15 protein-coding genes and 1 pseudogene are annotated in these 19,909 nt (G+C 42.9%); 6 read left to right on the top strand and 10 right to left on the bottom strand.

All coding sequences use genetic code 11. The annotated features are described in order from the left end of the window. The first annotated feature begins 197 nt into the window (after positions 1–197). The 3 genes from OS173_RS11940 to OS173_RS11930 all read left to right on the top strand — a co-directional run bounded on the left by OS173_RS11940 (position 198) and on the right by OS173_RS11930 (position 3,544). Positions 198–2,120 (top strand): RecQ family ATP-dependent DNA helicase, encoded by a 1,923-nt coding sequence (locus OS173_RS11940; protein ID WP_267184524.1) that lies wholly within the window; start codon positions 198–200, stop codon positions 2,118–2,120. A gap of 79 nt (positions 2,121–2,199) precedes the next feature. Then, positions 2,200–3,009 (top strand): DUF2189 domain-containing protein, encoded by an 810-nt coding sequence (locus tag OS173_RS11935; RefSeq protein WP_267184523.1) that lies wholly within the window; start codon positions 2,200–2,202, stop codon positions 3,007–3,009. 196 nt (positions 3,010–3,205) lie between these two features. Then, a complete protein-coding gene (locus OS173_RS11930; protein WP_267184522.1) occupies positions 3,206–3,544 on the top strand; it encodes a PRC-barrel domain-containing protein in 339 nt (112 codons plus the stop codon). A gap of 61 nt (positions 3,545–3,605) precedes the next feature. Here OS173_RS11930 and mmsB read toward each other — a convergent pair whose 3' ends face one another. The 10 genes from mmsB to OS173_RS11880 form a co-directional block, all read right to left on the bottom strand. After that, entirely contained in the window at positions 3,606–4,499 is an 894-nt protein-coding gene (mmsB, locus tag OS173_RS11925; protein ID WP_267184521.1) for a 3-hydroxyisobutyrate dehydrogenase, read from the bottom strand. A gap of 10 nt (positions 4,500–4,509) precedes the next feature. Beyond that, positions 4,510–5,586 (bottom strand): enoyl-CoA hydratase/isomerase family protein, encoded by a 1,077-nt coding sequence (locus tag OS173_RS11920; protein ID WP_267184520.1) that lies wholly within the window; start codon positions 5,584–5,586, stop codon positions 4,510–4,512. Then, entirely contained in the window at positions 5,586–6,746 is a 1,161-nt protein-coding gene (locus tag OS173_RS11915) for an acyl-CoA dehydrogenase family protein (protein ID WP_267184519.1), read from the bottom strand. Before OS173_RS11915 ends, OS173_RS11920 begins: the two co-directional genes overlap by 1 nt. An 11-nt stretch (positions 6,747–6,757) precedes the next feature. Beyond that, on the bottom strand, positions 6,758–8,254 hold the full coding sequence (locus tag OS173_RS11910; RefSeq protein WP_267184518.1) for a CoA-acylating methylmalonate-semialdehyde dehydrogenase: 1,497 nt from the start codon (positions 8,252–8,254) through the stop codon (positions 6,758–6,760). Positions 8,255–8,458: 204 nt separating this feature from the next. Then, the gene (gene gltX, locus OS173_RS11905) at positions 8,459–9,865 is read right to left on the bottom strand and encodes a glutamate--tRNA ligase (protein WP_267184517.1); all 1,407 of its coding nucleotides are present in this window, start codon (positions 9,863–9,865) and stop codon (positions 8,459–8,461) included. A 3-nt stretch (positions 9,866–9,868) separates the two neighbouring features. Continuing rightward, entirely contained in the window at positions 9,869–10,426 is a 558-nt protein-coding gene (locus OS173_RS11900) for a dual specificity protein phosphatase family protein (protein ID WP_267184516.1), read from the bottom strand. Positions 10,427–10,447: 21 nt separating this feature from the next. After that, on the bottom strand, positions 10,448–11,260 hold the full coding sequence (gene trxA / locus OS173_RS11895; RefSeq protein WP_267184515.1) for a thioredoxin: 813 nt from the start codon (positions 11,258–11,260) through the stop codon (positions 10,448–10,450). A gap of 11 nt (positions 11,261–11,271) precedes the next feature. Further along, complete coding sequence (locus OS173_RS11890) at positions 11,272–11,847, bottom strand: NifU family protein (protein WP_267184514.1); 576 nt, start codon at positions 11,845–11,847, stop codon at positions 11,272–11,274. Next, on the bottom strand, positions 11,844–12,857 hold the full coding sequence (locus OS173_RS11885) for an alpha/beta hydrolase (RefSeq protein WP_267184513.1): 1,014 nt from the start codon (positions 12,855–12,857) through the stop codon (positions 11,844–11,846). Before OS173_RS11885 ends, OS173_RS11890 begins: the two co-directional genes overlap by 4 nt. A gap of 65 nt (positions 12,858–12,922) precedes the next feature. Next, positions 12,923–13,813, bottom strand: a complete 891-nt coding sequence (locus OS173_RS11880; RefSeq protein WP_267184512.1) for an RluA family pseudouridine synthase — start codon at positions 13,811–13,813, stop codon at positions 12,923–12,925. Between the two features lie 503 nt (positions 13,814–14,316). Here OS173_RS11880 and OS173_RS13435 point away from each other — a divergent pair. The 3 genes and pseudogenes from OS173_RS13435 to OS173_RS11870 form a co-directional block, all read left to right on the top strand. Then, positions 14,317–15,789 (top strand): annotated as a pseudogene (locus OS173_RS13435) (Rne/Rng family ribonuclease); the annotation flags it as partial. Next, positions 15,779–16,726, top strand: a complete 948-nt coding sequence (locus OS173_RS13430; protein ID WP_407659822.1) for a pentapeptide repeat-containing protein — start codon at positions 15,779–15,781, stop codon at positions 16,724–16,726. The pseudogene OS173_RS13435 and the gene OS173_RS13430, both read left to right, overlap by 11 nt. A gap of 750 nt (positions 16,727–17,476) precedes the next feature. Next, on the top strand, positions 17,477–19,900 hold the full coding sequence (locus OS173_RS11870) for a mechanosensitive ion channel family protein (RefSeq protein WP_267184510.1): 2,424 nt from the start codon (positions 17,477–17,479) through the stop codon (positions 19,898–19,900). The last annotated feature ends 9 nt before the right edge of the window (positions 19,901–19,909 follow it).

Below are 19,909 nucleotides of genomic sequence, written 5' to 3'. Positions count from 1 at the left end.
CAGACAATATTTTGATATAACTGCATTCTAAGTTACTCATAGCATTGGTAATTTTCAAGTTTCGAGACTTATAAATATACCGCATTTTGCTATGAGTAACTTCTTGTTTTTCAACTATTTTCTAAATGCACCACGGGTATGCTTATAAAGAACTAAATGGCTGTTATAATCAAATTTCAATTACAAGGAGCGTTATCATGAATCTGGAACAGTTACTTCAACAAACTTTTCACTTCACTGAATTTAAAGCCGGTCAACAGCAGGTGATTGAAACAATTATGGCCGGCCAATCAGCAGCCGCCATTTTCCCCACCGGATCAGGAAAGTCCCTGTGTTATCAGCTACCGGCGGTTCATTTACCAAACTTAACTCTGGTGGTTTCGCCGTTGCTGTCTTTAATGAAAGACCAGTTAGACTTTTTGTTAAAACATGGTGTTAAAGCCGCACGTCTGGATCATACCCTGGCGCGTGATGACTATACCCAAGTCCTGCAACAGGCCAAAAACGGTGCATTGAAAATCCTCATGATTTCGGTGGAGCGTTTTAAAAATGAACGTTTTCGCGCCCAGTTAAAGCAGATGAATATGTCACTGATGGTGGTGGATGAAGCCCATTGTATTTCCGAGTGGGGGCATAATTTCAGACCCGATTATTTAAAGTTACCGCACTACCAGAAAGAATTTAATATTCCGCAATGTTTGTTGCTGACTGCCACCGCCACTCCAAAAGTGGTGGCTGATATGCGGGCCAAATTCAGTATCGCCGAAGACAATGTGGTGATGACCGGATTTTATCGGAATAATTTATACTTACAAATGAGCCCCACGGCAAGTACCGAACGACTTAAGGCCTTATCAAATAATCTTAAATCAGACCCCGATGCCCCGACCATTGTCTATGTGACTTTGCAAAAAACCGCGGAAACCGTGGCCGAATATCTACAGCGACAGGGTATTCAGGCACAACATTATCATGCCGGCATGAAATCTGAAGAACGTGAGCAGATTCAAAACCAGTTTATGGCCGGTGAAGTCAACTGTGTGGTGGCCACCATCGCATTTGGTATGGGTATTGATAAAGCTGATGTCCGACGGGTGATTCATTATGACTTGCCTAAATCGATTGAAAATTATGCCCAGGAAATTGGCCGGGCCGGTCGTGATGACAAAATATCACTGTGTGAGGTCTTGGCTAATAAGGATGACTTACAGGTGCAGGAAAACTTTGTTTATGGCGACACCCCGGAAAAATCAGCGATTGCGAAACTGTTACAGCAAATTAGTGACACCGAAGAACCTTTTTGGGAAACCAAATTAATCGCCCTGTCCAATGAATTAAATATTCGGGTTTTGCCTTTAAAAACCTTATTGGTTTATCTGGAGCTCGCAGGTATTATTCGGCCTCAATTAAGCTATTTTGAAGACTATTCCTTTAAAAGTTTGACCGATCAGCAAAGTATTATTGATCTGTTCGAAGGTGAGCGTCGTGACTTTATCAGTACCTTATTCCAGCATTGTATCGTTAAAAAGACCTGGACCTATGTCGATATACAAGCCATGTTAGCCAATTATAAGAGCAACCGCAGTCGCATCATCACCGCATTGGAATGGCTGGACGATCAAGGTCACATCGAATTACAGGCCAAGCAAGCGGTTGAACGATTTTCAATTATCCGCAAAGATTTCAACTGCGATACACTAAGCGACAAAATGTTTCAATTATTTGAAAACAAAGAACAGTCCGAAATTGATCGAATTCATACTATGATTGCCCTGTTTGAATCAGGTGATTGTTTGAGTCGGCAACTGGCCAGTTATTTTGGTGATTATTCAGCCCCTGAGCATTGCGGTCATTGCTCGGCTTGCAAGTCCGGTGCAGTTAGTTTTGAAAGTACCGAAAAATTGACGCCTTTGAAACAATTTGATTTTAAACAGCTCACCGATGATTTCTTTACAGCCATGGGCTCAGAACGCAGCACCCTTAACACCACAAAATTCCTGTGTGGTATCCACACACCGATATTTACCCGATTAAAAATTAGAGCCCTGCCCGGATTTGGACAATTACAGCAGTATCCTTTTAAAGCAGTCAAAAGCTGGATTGAAGCAAATTCCGGTTAAAAAGTACGAATATCACATTCATGGCGTGCCTGTGATTCAACTGATATAATTTGTATTAATACAAAAAAGAGGCCCGTAAATGAATCAGCAAAGCAATCACCCTATTGACACACGACCGATGGTGGCACCTTGTCGTCAGGTACCGGTTTCGGCTCCTTTTCGGTGGTTAAAACAGGGCTTTGCAGACTTTAAAAAAGTCCCTTTACTGAGTCTTTTGTATGGCTTGGTGATGATGCTGATCAGTGTCGTGATTACTTATGTTGCGTATCAGGCCCATTCGATTGTGCTGGCCATTGCCTTAACTGCAGGCTTTTTCTTCATCGGTCCCATCATCGGTATCGGTTTGTATTCGCTCAGCCGGCAAATTCATAACCAGATACCGCCGCAATTATTCAGATGTGTCCGGGAAAGCCGGAAAAACTTCAGTAACGCCATGGTTTTGTCTTTAATTTTTCTGATTGTGTTTTTGGTCTGGGCCCGTGCTGCCAGCATGGTGCATATCTTTTTCCCATCCATGAGCAGTTTGGATATTCAGGGTTGGATTAAATTTTTAAGTATCGGTACCGCTGTGGGTGCGGTTTTTTCCGTGGTTATTTTTTGTATGGGTGCCTTTTCTATTCCTATGATTATGGATCGCAATGTCGATACTGTCACTGCTGTTATCACATCCATCAATGCGGTGCTTAAAAATAAGCTCACCATGTTGGTTTGGGGCGCGCTGATTGTCAGTTTGACACTGGTGGGCATTGCCACTTTTTATCTTGGCTTTATCATTCTGCTACCCGTGATTGGTCATGCCACCTGGCATGCGTACAAAGAGACCATTGATGCAGATGCCTGGGAATTAGGACCGGGTTTGAACCGGAAAACAATAAATAAGTCAAATTGATAACAATAATCTCACCCCGATTCAAAGAGTTAATTTTCTATAAAATACTGTTGTTAAACGAAATATTATCATTTCATTTACAATTCATTTATGCAGTAAACTTTAAAATAATTATCATAGTTTAGTAAAGACTGACTATAAGAAACGTTAGATTTAAAAATCAATCAAGATGTATTATTTAGCAGAGGAGAAAACTATGAGTAACAAGAATATACTTTCAGCGACATCTTTAAACGGTAATGATGTTAAAAATTTCCAAGGCGAAAGTCTGGGTGATGTCAAGGATTTTATGATTGACACCAACACCGGTAAAGTAAGGTATGCAGTCATGGATTTTGGTGGATTTTTGGGCATTGGCAATAAGTTATTTGCAGTTCCCATGGAAGCCATGGAGCTCGACACCGAAAATAAATGCTTTAAATTAAACGCAGATAAAGAAAAGCTTAAAAATGCTGAAGGCTTTGATAAAGATAATTGGCCAAATTTTGCCGATTCGCAGTGGCAAAGCCGAATTGACCAATATTATAAAATTTAACTGATTGTTTAGTTTAAAAAACCAAGGGCTTAGCCCCTTGGTTTTTTTATACCTGTTAAATTTACTGTTTAGACTGTAAAAATTGCAAAATACTGGAGAAATCCAAACCATTGCCACCTTGATTTTGATGAATTTGATAGAGTTGTGCCGATAACGCACCTAAGGGCGTGGCGGCTTTGGATTGCGCGGCTAACTTTTGCGCCAGTCCCAAATCCTTATTCATCAGTTCCACCATAAAGCCACCTTGATAGCCTCGACTGGCCGGAACATTCGGCATCACGCCGGGATACGGGTTGTAGACTTGTAATGACCAATTATTGCCGGAACTGGCTTTCATAATGTCTGACATGACTGCCGGGTCCAAACCCTGGGCAACCCCCATATTGAGCGCTTCAGAGGTACCAATCATATGAATCGCCAGCAACATATTGTTGCAAATCTTGGCCACTTGCCCGGCACCGGCTTCACCGGCGTGGAAGATATTCTTACCCATGGCTGACAACACCGGTTGAGCAGCTTCATAATCAGCGGTATCACCACCACAAATAAAGGTTAATGTACCTGCTTCAGCGGCAGCTGTGCCACCGGATACCGGCGCATCAATCATACCGATACCGGCCGCTTTCGCTGCGGCATTGACCGCTCGGGCATCTTCAGCAGCAATGGTGGAACAATCAATTAATAATGTTTTGTTATTAGCCGCCTGAATTAACCCCTTATCGCCGATGTATAAGGACTTAACGATGTCACCATTGGGTAACATGGTGACCACCACATCGGCCTGTTGTGCGGCTGTAACGGCACTGGTCGCGGCCTGTGCACCCTGGTCGGTTAATAGCTTAACCGCTTCTTCGTTTAAATCAAAAACCGTGACTTTGTAATCATGTTTTAATAGATTTTGAGCCATGGGGCCACCCATGTTGCCGAGGCCAATAAATGCGATATGTGACGTCATAACAGTACCTTTAGTGTTGCGGTTGTTGGAAAAATTCATCGACCATGACCGGTGTAATTTCAGCCACGGAACCGACACTCCATTGAGGCTTATTGTCTTTGTCGATCAACAAGGCCCGAACGCCTTCCGCCAGATCCGGATGCAACACACATTGTATTGACATAATCAATTCCATGGCAAAAATTTCAGATAAGCTCATGTATTTGGCGCGTTTAATTTGTTCGCGCACCAAATACAGGGTCATGGGACACCCGCGTAACAACCCTTTGGTTGATTTATACAACCAACCATCGGCTTCGTCTAATTTCGCAAAGCCCGCTACCAACTCAGTCATGTCTGTGGGCGCCATCAGTGCGTTAATACGATCTAAATGGCTGTATAAAGTGCTGTCTTGTTGGCCGGTGTTGCTGTGATGTTGTTGAATCACCGATGTGATGGCATCATGGCTGCCATCTGTTTGGCTAATGGCTGTACGCAATGACTCGTAATCACTTGATGACACGGCAAAATCAGCCAATTTCACAAACAAGGCATCCGCGGCGTTCATGCGCGCACCGGTCATGCCCAGGAATTCACCGCATTGACCTGGCATTCGGTTCAAAAACCAGGATGCCCCGACATCAGGATATAAGCCAATGGTGACTTCCGGCATAGCCAACATGGAACGTTCTGTGACGATGCGATGCGAGGCACCCGCCATCACACCAATACCACCACCCATAACAATACCATCACCCCAAACAATCACCGGTTTTGGGTAAGTGTGGATGGTTTCGTCCATGCGGTATTCCTTGGCAAAAAACTCGGCGGCTTTTTCCGGAATTTCACCGGCCGGCGTGGACTTCATGGAATGATACAGCATCACCACATCACCACCAGCACAAAAGGCTTTGTCACCACTGCCTTCAATCCAGACCGCTTTGATGGTGTCATCATCACGCCATTTGTCCAGAGCCTGTTGCATGCCTTCAATCATCACGGTGGAAATTGCATTAAGGGCTTTGGGCTTATTCAAGACTATCTGACCCAGCTTGCCAAAGTCGGTGTTAATTTCGGAAACAATTAAATCCTGATACTGTTCTGACATTATTGAATCCCCTCTAAGGCGCCTTCTTGTAAAGCTTTTCGAGAAATAATTAAACGCATAATTTCATTGGTGCCTTCCAAAATACGATGCACGCGGGTATCGCGCACAAAACGTTCCAGCGGATATTCTTTGATGTAACCATAACCACCGTGTAATTGCAGTGCTTCATCACAAACCTGAAAACAGACATCAGTGGCAAAACGTTTTGCCATGGCGCAATAGGCTGTGGCTTGTGGATCTTTTTTATCCAGTTTAAAGGCTGCCAAGCGCACCATTTGGCGTGCCGCAATTAAGTCGGTTAACATATCAGCCAACTTAAATTGTAGCGCCTGAAAGGATGCCAGTGTTTTACCAAACTGCTTTCTTTCCAACATATATGCCTGAGCAGTATTCAGCGCCATTTGTGCGGTGCCTAAAGAACACGAGGCAATGTTGATACGACCGCCGTCCAATCCCTGCATGGCAAACTTAAAGCCCTGACCCTCTTCACCAATCAGGTAATCGGTCGGAATTTTCACATCACTGAAGGTAATCAGACGCGTCGGCTGTGAATTCCAGCCCATTTTGTCTTCTTTTTTACCGTAATCAATGCCATCACTGTCTGCCGGTATCATAAAGCAAGAAATACCGCGCGGGCCTTCTTCACCGGTGCGTGCCATAAGAATCAACACATCAGTCGATCCGGCACCGGAAATAAAGGTTTTACTGCCGTTAACCACATAGTGATCGCCGTCTTTACGGGCGGTGGTTTTTAAGTTACCGGCATCAGAACCATGACCCGGTTCTGTCAAACAGTATGAGGCCAGTTTTTCACCCGAGGTCATGGCTTGACCCCATTCTTGTGCAAGACTTGCTGAACCATAGCTGGTTAACATCCAGGCACACATATTATGAATGGTTAAATAAGCCGTGGTGGAGGTGCAGTATTTACTCATTTCCTCAAAAATCAGAGAGGCATCCAAACGACTTAAACCCATGCCACCATAAGCTTCCGGCGAATAAATACCTAAAAAGCCCATTTCACCCGCACTTTTAATGACATCCACCGGAAAATGGGCTTCTTCATCCCACTGTGCGGCATACGGTTCTAAAGCACTTTTGCCAAACTCTTTAACGGCATCCACAAAAGCCTGCTGATCTTCATTTAATTCAAAATCCATAGACCGTATCCTTATAAGTTAATGGTGGCATTCGGTGCTGAATCATGGGGAATATCATCCTCAAACCAGCGCGCCGTAATGGTTTTTGTTTCGGTATAAAAGCGCACCGCTTGTTTGCCGTAGGCATGCTGATCACCGTAAAAAGATTTACGCCAACCGGTGAATGAGAAAAATGGTAAAGGCACCGGAATCGGTATGTTAATACCCACCTGGCCGACCTTAATATCATGTTGGAATTTACGGGCAGCGGCACCGGAAGAGGTGAATATTGAGGTGCCATTTCCGTAAGGGTTATTGTTAATCAATTCAAGCGCTTCTTCCATGGTATCAACATTAATGACACAGAGTACCGGACCAAATATTTCAGTTTTATAAATGTCCATATCAGTTGTGACATCGGAAAACAGGGTCGGTCCAATCCAGTTTCCATTAGGATAACCTTCAACTTCTAAACCGCGACCGTCTAATAATAAGGTGGCACCTTCTTTCACGCCTTGATCAATCATGCGCTCAACTTTTTGTTTTGCTTGGGGTGAAATTAATGGGCCATAAAAAGATTCAGGCTTTTTCCAGTGGCCCGGTTTCATTTCTGCCATTTTATCTTTAATTTCAGGTAGCCAATCTTGTGCTTCACCCACTAAAAGTGCCACTGATATCGCCATACAGCGCTGACCGGCTGCGCCGCAGGCCGCCCCGGCGATGTTATTAATAACCTGACTCTTATTGGCATCGGGCATCACCACCATGTGGTTTTTTGCACCGGCAAAAGCTTGTACTCGTTTTAAGTTATCGGTACCGGTTCTGTAAATATGTTCACCCACCGGTACGGAACCAACAAATGAAATGGCTTCAATGTCTTCATGATTTAAAATCTGATTGACCTGATCTTTACCGCCATGAATGACTTGCAGAACATCTTTCGGAAAACCGGCTTCATAAAACAATTCAGCCAAACGCATCGGCGTATTCGGGTCTTGTTCTGAAGGTTTTAACACAAAGGTATTGCCACAAACCACCGCCATCGGAAACATCCACAAAGGAATCATGGCCGGAAAGTTAAACGGTGTGATACCGGCACAAACGCCTAACGGTTGAATAATGCTATAGGTATCGACATTGGTGGCCACGTTTTCAACAGTCTCACCCATCATCAAAGACGGCATATTCGCGGCATGCTCGGCCACTTCAATACCGCGCCAGACATCGCCTTTGGCATCTTCAAAATTCTTGCCGGTTTCCTCGGCCAGAATTTCAGCAATTTCATCGTGGTGTTTCTTCAACAAATGTTGATAGGTTAGCATCATTCGTGCCCGCTTGGTTACCGGAACCTCTTTCCATGTTTCAAAGGCTTTTTTCGCCGAAGCAATGGCGCGATTGACCTCTTCTTCAGTCGCCATAGGCGCTTCACAAATCACTTCTTGGGTGGCCGGATCCGTTACCGGAATCCACTCTTTACATTGACTGGTGACTTTTTCACCATCAATAAACATGGAAACTTTGCGTGTCATAAATAATACCTTTACTTTTAGTGTGTGCGGATACGCTTCTCTATTGATAAATATGATTAAGCGCATGAACCGGCTGCCTGAAGAGTCATTAAGACTCAAGCCGTTAACATTCAGGTTGTCCCCTGATATACGGTCGCAGATTATAGCAGTTTTAACGACCTTTTTCATCCACCCCGCCATTCCTAGCGAGGTGAATCTTTAGAATTACCCGGTGGTTTGACTGTTAATAAACGCGATGGCTTGTTGCAGTCTATGAATGGTTTCTTGTTGCCCTAAAATCCGCATGATGGCATCAATGGCCGGTCCTTGGGCCTGACCCAATAAGGCCAATCTAACGGGCATCCCTACTTTACCAAAACCCACCTCTAATTCTGCCACCACATCAGCAATCAGCTGATGTAAATCGGCAGTTGACCAGTCATTGACGGCACGGCAGTGTGAAATGACGCGCTCTAAGGGCTCAATGGCTGCAGACTTAAAAGCTTTTTGCGCAGATTTTTCGTCGTACGCAGAAATCGGCAATAACAGAGAAAGGGATAAATCCGTCAGTTCATTGATGGTGTGTACCCGTTCTTTAAACAGTGCCACCAAAGGCATAAGCCGATCAACTTCAAAATGACCATGACCGGTTTTTTCTAAGTGTTCAGCCATTAATATTGCTAATCGCTTGGGATCGGCTTGCTGCATATAATGGTGGTTAATCCAATCCAGTTTTTGGGTGTTAAAAGCACTGGCGGCACGGCTGACGTTGTTAAAAGAAAAGTAATTGATCATCTCTTCTTTGCTGAAAATTTCCTGATCACCATGAGACCAACCCAAACGCACCAGATAATTTAACACCGCTTCCGGTAAATAGCCGTCTTCGGCGTATTGCATGACACTGACCGCACCATGACGCTTGGACAAACGGGCACCGTCATCACCCAATATCATCGGCACATGGGCAAACTCGGGAATCGAAAACCCCAGGGCCTTATAGAGATTAATTTGTCGTGGGGTGTTATTGACATGATCATCGCCACGAATCACATGGGTAATACCCATATCGGCATCATCCACCACCACGCTGAAGTTATATGTTGGCATGCCATCGGCACGGGCAATCACTAAGTCGTCTAATTCGTTATTGGCAACGGTAATTTCACCACGCACCAAGTCAATGAAAGTCACCTGGCCGGTTTTGGGGGTTTTAAAACGGACAATGGTTTCCGGGCTCTTGCTGAGATTCAAATCACGGCATTTACCATCATATTTCGGCTTTTCGCCACTTTTTATCTGTTTTTCTCGCAATTTCTCTAAGCGCTCTTTACTGCAGTCACAATAATAAGCCAACTTATTGTCTAAAAGTCGCTCAAGACATTCGTGATAACGCGGTAAGTTTTTGCTCTGGAAACGGACTTCATTGTCATATTCCAAACCCAACCATTGCATACCATCAAAAATGGCTTGTACTGATGCCTCCGTTGAGCGTTCGGTATCGGTGTCCTCTATGCGCAATTCGAATTGACCACCATGATGACGGGCAAATAAGTAACAAAACAAAGCGGTTCGGGCTCCGCCCACATGTAAATAGCCCGTGGGACTGGGTGCAAATCGGGTGACAACTGTCATAATTTAATGTGATTCCTCGGTTGTGGTGGCTTCATCCGCAAAACGAACCATCAATTTCTGATTTAAAAGCTTTTCCATAGGGTGCAATAATCGATCTTTTGGCGCGACCTTGGCAAAAGCCTCATTCGGAGTATGATTTTTGTATTTAACCAACCAGGCGGCATAGAGTTGGCTGGAACGGTGTCCGGAACGACAATGCAGCAAAATTGGCTGATCACCGGCCTGCTCTCGAGCAGCTTCCATGGCTTCATTAAAGGCGGTCAGTTTGGCCACTGAATACGGTTCATCGCTACCAATGGCCACTTGACTGTAACCGACATCGGCGGTGTGCCACCAGCGCTGCTCATTAAAATCAAGCAAATCCATTTCAGCATCTGTTCTGGAGTTAATGACGGCTTTAATACCATATTCTTTCAGTACTTCCATGTCCTCAGTGGTCGGTTGTGCTGAAATAATAATGCCCGGCTCCACTTCAAAAGCATCGGCCACATCAGGCACTGGTTTTTCGGCCTGTGCCCACGATGTAAACAATAAAGACAGTGTTAAAAAATGCTTGATCATAACGGTTCTCAAAAACTTAATTTAAAATACCAATGACGACATACGCCGACGGTAACGGTTAATTTGACTGCGATCTGACATCAGAGCGAATGATTGAATCAATAATTGTTTGACCGCATCATCTTGCGGGTTTTCAGCTAATTTCTCCAATAAACCTTCCGCCGCTTGATCAGTTGCACCTTGATTAATTAATGTTTTCAATTCAATTAATTCATCACGGCCTTGCAAATCAACTTGTTCCAGTTGAATACGGGCAGCAATTAAATCGGCTTGCGGTAGTTTACGTTGTTCATCAGGCATGTCATTGAGTAATTGTTGCGCCTGTTCCACGTTGTCCATGAGCAAATGAACTTCCATCATTTGCCAGACAGCCTGCTCTTTGGGCATCGATTCCAATACTGCCAGGGCTGCTTCATAATTTTGCTCAGCGATTAAAGTGCTGGCCTCATCATTTTCAACAACCGCAGGTTCTTCGGACTTTTCCGAAACCGTATCCAGATGCGGCAATAACCACTGCTCTAATTCTCCGGCCGGTTTTAAGCCGGTAAAACTATCAGCAATTTCACCCTTTTTAATCAATACCACAGTGGGGAGACTCTGAATACCCACCTGCATCGCCAATTCCTGTTCCTGATCGGTATTCACTTTAGCCAGAACAAAATCATTGGGGTACTTTTCAGCCAATTGCTGCAACAACGGCATTAAGTTCTTACAAGGTTCGCACCAGTCAGCCCAAAAATCCACCAGCACCGGTTTTTGTTGGGACTGCTCAATGACATCTTTGACAAAACTGTCTGTGGTGACATCTATGATGTTGTTATTTATGTGTTCCATGCTTGTAACCTTTAATAATAGGGATTTTCTCCGGAGGCATGATCAGTGGCATCCACCACCTGATTAATTTCCGGAAATTGTGCCGTGATTTGGGTTTCCATGCCTTGCGATAAGGTCTGCTTGGCCATACCGCAGCCGTGGCAACCGCCGCCAAATTCAATCACGGCTTTATCCTCCTCGACCGCCACTAAACGGGCATGACCACCATGAGAGGCCAACATCGGATTGATCTGAGCGTCAATAAAATAAGCCACACGATCAAAAATCGGTGCATCATCATCGGGCGTATCACCTTTGATGTTCGGCGCTTTGATATTGAGCTGACCACTGGCACCCTGAACATCGTAATCAATCTCAGCGTCTTCAAAGTAACTTAAATCATCATGCGCCACATAAAGATTAAATGCCCCTAAGTCTTGCTCATCATAGCCCACTTGCACTTCTTGTTTTTCACAAAAACTCAAATGGCAATCGGCCGCCGGGGTGCCGGGATTTTGAATGGTGGCTTTTAAATGCAGATTACTGACATCTTGCTCTTTGATGACACCGCCCAAAAATTCTATGGCGGATTCGCTGACTTTAATCATTGTATTTTCTCGTATAAATAAGGTAATGACTCGTCCAAACGGTAATCGATACCGGAATGGCTACCGTTGAACTCTTCATAAATGTGTTTGATTTTGTGATTTTCAAGTTTTTGTACCAATTCTCGCATGCCGTAATGAATAAAATACTGATCGCGAAAACCGCAATCCATATAAAGCCCATTTAGGGCCGTTAAACCACTGACTCCTTGTTCCACACGATTGACCGGATCATGACGAAGCCACTGTTGCCAAGCCTCCTCATCTAAAGCACAGGTATTTAAATCAAAAGGCAGACGAATCCCATTTTCCTGCGGATCATAGGTGGCGGCCAGGCAAATATGCATGAGTGCCAGAATATGCGAACCCATGATTTTTTTCGCACGCCAAAAGCGTTTCACAAATTTATCGATATCACCATTAAAATCAGCCAGCACATCCGCCACTGCCGGAAAATCGCGGCGATACAGCACCTCAAAACCGGCATCCCCGGAATGGTTGGCAATGGCACCCCAAAACCTGGGAAAATCCATGGCAAAGCGCATGGCGGCAAAACCGCCCGAAGATTTACCTAAAACAGCACGGTGCCGGGCACCGGTTTTAATCGCCAGCGCTGATTCAACAAAAGGTATGATCTCCTTATGAATATGAGAAGCATATAAACCGATGGCAGGAGAATCCAAATATTGGTTACCACCTAATGACGTAAAACAATCAGGGAAAACCATGATGGTCGGTCCTAATTTCTTCTCAGCAATCAACCGATCCAGCCGTTCGGGAATGGATTCACCAAAATTTCGCCATCCGGTGACACCTAAACCACTGTTGGTATAAGCGGCTAAATAATACATCACTGGATATTTCTGTGCCTGATCATAACCCGGCGGCAAATAAACCGTTAACTGCCGTTGATGCGGATCACCCAAGGCATTGTCTTTAAGAAAGTTCGAGCTTATGTCGAAACTTTTAAGCTGACCTTTGGGATAGGCCTTTTTGTGATTAAAAACAGACATGTGGATATAGTGACGTTAAAGGTGCTCATTCTAACCGATTAAGGCAACCACTCAAAGCCGAGTCATCAACAATCCACCACATCCCAAAACTGTTCAAATTCATGCGGGATGGGTGCCTGAAAACATAGGCCGTTAAATGCAATCTGCCAAGCGTGCAAATACACTGCTCTGGGTAAACTTTTCCGTTGGCTGCCGCCATATTGCGAATCACCAACAATCGGACATTGCAAATACCCTGCATGTGCTCTGATTTGATGGGTTCGCCCCGTCACCGGCGAGCACAGCACTTGACTGAAGCCGGCCTTAATTTTTTGAGGCTCAAAATGTGTTTCAGCGACTTTGCCTGAAGGGTCTATAACCGCGGTTTTTAGACCGTTTATTCGGGTTTCAGCAAGATTCTGCTTAACTGTAACAGGCACATTCAAAGTACCTTCTAATAGCGCCAGGTAGGTTTTTTTCACTTGCCTGGCGCGCAATTGTGTTTGAAAATCCAATAAGGCCGGTCTGCTTTTTGCCAACACCACACAACCGCTGGTGACCACATCTAAACGATGCGCCAACAACACATGTTGATAGTGAGACTGCTGCTGTAAAACCTCAATAACACCATGGGTGTGGCCAGTACCGGTATGAACAGGTATTCCTGCCGGCTTATTTAATACTAAATAGTTATCATCTTCAGCGATAACCGCCGCCAACAAACTGCTGCTTAAATCACTTGATACCGGCTGTTTATCAATGACTTCCTCAAAAAACATAAAGGGTGGTACCCGAACCTGATCGTTTGTTTTTAATTTTGATGACGGTTGGCAGCGCTTTCCATTAATACGCACCTGCCCTTTACGAATCAGTTTGTATATCTGTCCGGTGGCAATGTGCTTACGTTGTTTGCGCAAATAGTTATCCAATCGTTGGCCATCGGAATACGTATCCACTGTAAAAATAGGTTTAGTCACGTTGCTAAATTTCTCTTTATAAAAATAATAAGCAATATCATCTGTTTAATGTTAAAATCCGCGCAGTTCGGATGATAAACAATCAACCGAAGCTTTTTTAAGTCTTCATTGATGAGACAAAAGACGACAATTTTAACATGCTCGGTTCCACGGAAGCACACTAAGACTTAGACATATACCGAGGTCTTAATCGCCGGAACATTTAATCATTGGAATGATTAAGGGTAAAACTGAATGGAACGACAACCAGCTCAGTCTTAATTAATACATGAAGCAGATGATAATAATCTGCCTAATAAAGAATAACAACGAACAGCGATTATTACAACGCGAGTAAATAGTACAACATCAGCAGTTAATTCACCTAAGCCATGTGACAACCACTGCCCTATTTGCACTTTCGTCATTATAAACATATTCACATCTGTACCAAAGCCGTGAATTTGTTCACAACAATTAAGCTAATTTGAGCAGCGCATCGTTCCTAAACCAAAGGAACAAAGATGAAAAGAATGCTAATCAATGCAACCCACGCCGATGAAATCCGGGTGGCCATTGCAGATGGACAAAAACTATATGATCTGGATATTGACTCAGCTGGTCACTATCGAAAAAAAGGCAATATTTATAAAGCAAAAATCACCCGCATAGAACCCTCTTTAGAAGCCTGTTTTGTTAATTACGGCTCTGAACGACACGGATTTTTACCCTACAAAGAAATTAGTCCGGTTTATTGTAAACAATCACCCAAAGGCCAGGCTCGGTTACCCATTAATAAAGCCCTGAATGAAGGTGATGAAATCATCGTTCAGGTCAATAAAGAAGAGCGTGGCAATAAAGGCGCGGCTTTGAGTACTTATATTTCACTGGCGGGTCGGTATTTGGTTTATATGCCGAATAATTCACGCGCCGGTGGTATTTCGCGTCAAATACGTGGCGAAGAACGCAGTCAATTGCAACAAATTCTTGACCGACTTGATATTCCAAGTGAAGACGGCATCATTGTCCGCACCGCCGGATTGGGTCGCAGTTATGAAGAATTGCAATGGGACTTCAACTATTTGCGACAAGTGTGGGAGGCGATATTAAAAACCTCTGACCAACAACGCGCACCTTTTTTCATCTATCAGGAAAGTGATCTATTTATTCGCGCCTTGCGAGATTACTTACAGCCCAGTATCGGTGAAATTTTAATCGATGATCGGGCTTCCTATGAAAAAGCCCGCGAGTTTATGCAACAAGTTATGCCGCATAATCTCAAGAAACTATCCTATTATAATGACACCACGCCGCTATTTTCACGATATCAGATTGAACGACAAATCCAATCGGCTTTTGAACGTGAAGTTAAACTACCATCAGGGGGTTCTTTAGTCATTGACCACACTGAAGCGTTGCTTAGTATCGATATTAACTCAGCTAAAGCCACCAAAGGTGCTGATGTCGAAACCACCGCTTTAAACACCAACTTAGAAGCCGCTGATGAAATCGCTCGCCAACTCAGAATTCGTGACTTAGGCGGTCTGGTGGTGATTGATTTTATCGATATGCGTTTGCATAAAAACCAAAGACAAGTGGAAAACCGCTTACGAGATGCCACCGCCATTGACCGTGCTCGGGTACAAATTGGTCGTATCTCTAAATTCGGCTTGCTGGAAATGTCCCGTCAAAGATTACGCTCATCGATTGCCGATTCCAGCCAAATCACCTGTCCCACTTGTGCCGGATTTGGCGCCATTCGCAGCATGGAATCGCTGATTATTTCCATCATTCGAATTACCGAAGAAGAAATGATTAAACCCAAAACCGGACGCGTTATTATTCAAGTACCGGTAGAGGTTAGTAATAAACTATTGAATGAAAAACGTGAAGAGTTAACTGAATTAGAACAACGTCATCATGTCCAGTTAAATGTTATCTCAAATGAAAACTTAAGTTCACCAAACTATCACGTACAACGCTTAAATGTCAGTGAGTCCAAAATTGACATTAACCAAATTAAACTGGTTGAGCCCGAAGATTGTCAAAAACCAATGGATCTCGATCCACCAACACCACAAAAAGAGCAAGCCGCGCTGCAAATGGTCAAACCGGAAAAACAGGCACCCAAACGATCCGTTGCTTTATTGGTCACATCTTGGTTTAAATCTTTATTTGCCGGTTCCGAAAACCATAAGAATAAGAAATCACAACGGCAGAACCAACAAAAAACCCGTGGCAAATACCAAAAATCCACTAACCAGAAGCAATCTAACCAGAAGCAATCTAATCAGAAGCAGTCTAACCAGAAGCAGTCTAACCAGAAGCAGTCTAACCAGAAGCAATCTAACCAGAAGCAATCTAACCAGAAGCAATCTAATCAGAAGCAATCTAATCAGAAGCAATCTAATCAGAAGCAGTCTAATCAGAAGCAGTCTAATCAGAAGCAATCTAATCAGAAGCAATCTAATCAGAAGCAATCTAATCAGAAGCAATCTAATCAGAAGCAATCTAATCAGAAGCAATCTAATCAGAAGCAATCTAATCAGAAGCAATCTAATCAGAAGCAATCTAATCAGAAGCAGTCTAATCAGAAGCCGTCTAATCAGAAGCCGTCTAATCAGAAGCAGACTGATAACAAGCAATCTAATCAGAGTCTGCCTGATCAGCAGCAGGCCAATAAAAAACAGACTAACCAGAATCAAACTAACCAAAAACAGCCTGATAACAAGCAGAGTAATCAAAAACAAGCTAATCAGAACCCAAACACTTCAGAAAAAAACCAAAACTCTGATAAGCCAACTAATAGGAAGCCTGCACAGAAAAAACAAAATCAATCCAGTAAACAGGATGATAAATCGCTTGAAAACAAACAAGACAATGGCTCACAAGATAAACAAACAAAGATTTCAGGCACCACTGCCAATAAAATGAAAAGACCCTTAGGCAGTGTCGCTGATTTGGTCGCCAAAAAAGATCCGATTGTGCCATCAGGTGCACAAATCAAGAAAGAAAAAGCTCAAAAGCAAGCCGCTCAAGGCCAGTCTAAGGGTGCCAGGCCTGAGGACACTAAACTTAAGGACACTAAACTTAAGGATACTAAACCTAAGGATACTAAACCTAAGGATACTAAACCTAAGGATACTAAACCTAAGGATACTAAACCTAAGGATACTAAACCTAAGGATACTAAACCTAAGGATACTAAACCTAAGGATACTAAACCTAAGGACACTAAACCTAAGGATACTAAACCTAAGGATACTAAACCTAAGGATACTAAACCTAAGGATACTAAACCTAAGGATACTAAACCTAAGGATACTAAACCTAAGGATACTAAACCTAAGGATACTAAACCTAAGGATACTAAACCTAAGGATACTAAACCTAAGGAGAATAAACCTCAGGAGAATAAACCTCAGGAGAATAAACCTCAGGAGAATAAACCTCAGGAGAATAAACCTCAGGAAAACACATCAAAAGAAAACCAGCCCAAAACTGAATCTGGATCAGTTAAAGCGGATAATCACAAAGACAATGCTTAACGAAGCTGTCCACGGTAGATAACCAAGTTATCTCTGATAAGACTAATCCGCCTTAAAAACTGCGTCATGAACTTTGCTTTGTGTCGCAGTTTTTTTTGGCCATTCATAGACGCTTGTTTATGCTAAAATTTATGGCATGCACGATAACTCATCTTCTTTAAAATTAATTCTAATTGCTGTTTCTATACTAATTGCAGCGGCTTTTGTAACCACCTATGCTCAAAATAACACCCCCAGTTCAAAATCTTTAAAACAAGAATTTGAGCGTCTCCAGCAAAAATACCAACAACAGACCTCAACAAAAACCAATCTAAACCAAATAGATGCTGACAGCGTTAACTTAATGCAACGCTTAAAAGCGTGTGAACAACACCATGAAAATGAGTTAAATCTGCTAACCCGAGCCCGTGACATCGATGCCTTGGATGGCAGTTCAATTCAATCAAGTTCGCCGGATGAAGTCAAACCGGAACCTGATTATCCGGGTACTGAAGAAATTGACGAGCAAATCAAAACCGTCACCAAAGAACTGATTGACTGTCGCCTACTGTCATCGAGATTAGATCAAATTCGCCAAGAAATATTTAACAAGAAACGTAATTTGTGGATTCAGGGCATAAAGGTTCGTCATAAAATTTGGCACTTTGTTAAAGAACCACTGGATTTCAGTCAATTACAATTACCACGTATTATTCCCACACAATTGGCCGCCATTGGACTTACTGTAGCTGCGCTCTTGTATTATTTCTTTCTTATTTTCAAACACCGGGTTCACTATTTCAAAAGCTATGATAAAAAACCACAACTGGATACCCTAAAAAAACAATTTAAGAGTTTAGCCCTCATCTTCTGGTTCCCATTGATAGCCGGCGGTATCTTTACATGGTGGGTTGAACCACCGTTTCAATGGTTGTTGTTATTAATGATTTTGGCACTTCTGATTCGTGATGGCTGCTTATTTTTATCACTGCCTTTATTACCTAAATCTTTTTCTCCAAAGAACATTAAGCGTTTCATTTGGATGTCTACAGCATTAATTATTCTGGCTTCCTTTGGCTGGAATGCCATTGATTACCGTCAATATAATTTTGATCAGTGGCTCAGTTCCCAATCATTATTTATTACGCCTTTATTTATCGTTATAAATGGTCTTTTTATTGCTGCCAGTTATTATTGGTACTTAGTTTTAAAACCTTATAAAGACCGTTTTATTGCCGCTTTGAGTTGTGGCGTTGCATTTTTAACATTAATATTTTATGTCGCCACCTATGCAAAATTGGCCCAATATCTATTGGTCTTAAACCTGGGTGGTTTTATGCTTCATTTAGCAGCAAAAAACATCAACGGCTTGCGCAAAATACTGTTGGTGCATCATATTCGTCGGCTTAAAAAAGACGTAGAAGAAAGTGACAGAGATGAGGAAGAAGACGAACAAGAGGACGTTATTTATGCGTTCCCTTTTTGGGTAAGCTTATTAATCAGTATCGTGGTTGGCATCGCCGGTCTTGCATTTATGATTTGGTTAGGTGGAGCCTTTAAAGAAACCTATCAACAATTAAAACTGGTATTTACCGATGGCTTTGAACTGGGTTCCTTAAAAATCGTTCCCAGTAGTTTAGTCATCGCTATTTTAATTTCAATCGTTCTCATTATTATACTCAGTCGAATTCGTCATGGCATTGAATACCAATGGTTTAATAAAAGTCGTCTAAAAAAAGGCCCGCGAGAAGTGGTATCCATGTTGTTTTGGTATATAGGTACCACCATCGTGGTATTTATCGGACTCTCAATCGCCGGCTTTGATATTTCAAACTTAACCGTAATTGCCGGTGCTTTATCCGTGGGTATTGGTTTTGGTCTTAAAAACATTGTCAGCAACTTTGTTTCCGGTATTATTTTACTGTTTGAACGGCCTGTAAAACCAGGTGATTGGGTTGAGGTCGGCGATACCATCGGCTTTATTCAGAAAATCAAAATGCGCGCCACCAACATCAAAACTTTTGACAACTCTGAAGTACTCGTGCCTAATTCTGAATTACTTTCTCATCATGTTACTAACTGGAATCTCAGTAATTCCATTGGTCGACTCATCATTAAAGTTGGCGTGGCTTATGGTTCAGATACAGAACAGGTCAAAAACTTACTCATGGATGTTGCCAAAAACCACAATCAGGTGGTTAAACGCTCCGGTTACAAACCACAAATTCATTTCAGATCCTTTGGTGACAGTAGTTTAAATTTTGAACTCAGAGTCATGATTTACAACATTAAAAACATTTACCAGGTGGAAAGTGATCTTAATTTTGCCGTAGATAATGCCTTCAAGGAAGCAGGGATTACCATACCCTTCCCACAACGGGATCTTCATATTATTGAACCACTTCAATTTGACAACTTGAAAGATAATAAAAATGAATCAGAACCTGATCAAACCAACCAAAGTGATTCTCAATCCAATGACGACACCCAGGAAGGCGAAGATCAACAACGGCCTGCTGAAGCTGATATAGGGCAATCTGAGGAACAACAGTTAGAGAACAGGGATAAAAGTGACCAATAAAGACAGAAA

It is taken from the genome of Marinicella gelatinilytica, assembly GCF_026410405.1.
Classification (GTDB): Bacteria; Pseudomonadota; Gammaproteobacteria; order Xanthomonadales; family Marinicellaceae; genus Marinicella; species Marinicella gelatinilytica.
This window is presented reverse-complemented; position numbering and strand designations above follow the sequence as displayed.

What these genes read in the sequence shown, in the direction of transcription:
- OS173_RS11940 (WP_267184524.1), top strand. Translation starts at nt 198, where the DNA reads ATGAATCTGGAACAGTTACTTCAACAAACTTTTCACTTCACTGAATTT.
- OS173_RS11935 (WP_267184523.1), top strand. Translation starts at nt 2,200, where the DNA reads ATGAATCAGCAAAGCAATCACCCTATTGACACACGACCGATGGTGGCA.
- OS173_RS11930 (WP_267184522.1), top strand. Translation starts at nt 3,206, where the DNA reads ATGAGTAACAAGAATATACTTTCAGCGACATCTTTAAACGGTAATGAT.
- mmsB (WP_267184521.1), bottom strand. Translation starts at nt 4,499, where the DNA reads ATGACGTCACATATCGCATTTATTGGCCTCGGCAACATGGGTGGCCCC.
- OS173_RS11920 (WP_267184520.1), bottom strand. Translation starts at nt 5,586, where the DNA reads ATGTCAGAACAGTATCAGGATTTAATTGTTTCCGAAATTAACACCGAC.
- OS173_RS11915 (WP_267184519.1), bottom strand. Translation starts at nt 6,746, where the DNA reads ATGGATTTTGAATTAAATGAAGATCAGCAGGCTTTTGTGGATGCCGTT.
- OS173_RS11910 (WP_267184518.1), bottom strand. Translation starts at nt 8,254, where the DNA reads ATGACACGCAAAGTTTCCATGTTTATTGATGGTGAAAAAGTCACCAGT.
- gltX (WP_267184517.1), bottom strand. Translation starts at nt 9,865, where the DNA reads ATGACAGTTGTCACCCGATTTGCACCCAGTCCCACGGGCTATTTACAT.
- OS173_RS11900 (WP_267184516.1), bottom strand. Translation starts at nt 10,426, where the DNA reads ATGATCAAGCATTTTTTAACACTGTCTTTATTGTTTACATCGTGGGCA.
- trxA (WP_267184515.1), bottom strand. Translation starts at nt 11,260, where the DNA reads ATGGAACACATAAATAACAACATCATAGATGTCACCACAGACAGTTTT.
- OS173_RS11890 (WP_267184514.1), bottom strand. Translation starts at nt 11,847, where the DNA reads ATGATTAAAGTCAGCGAATCCGCCATAGAATTTTTGGGCGGTGTCATC.
- OS173_RS11885 (WP_267184513.1), bottom strand. Translation starts at nt 12,857, where the DNA reads ATGTCTGTTTTTAATCACAAAAAGGCCTATCCCAAAGGTCAGCTTAAA.
- OS173_RS13430 (WP_407659822.1), top strand. Translation starts at nt 15,779, where the DNA reads ATGTCAGTGAGTCCAAAATTGACATTAACCAAATTAAACTGGTTGAGC.
- OS173_RS11870 (WP_267184510.1), top strand. Translation starts at nt 17,477, where the DNA reads ATGCACGATAACTCATCTTCTTTAAAATTAATTCTAATTGCTGTTTCT.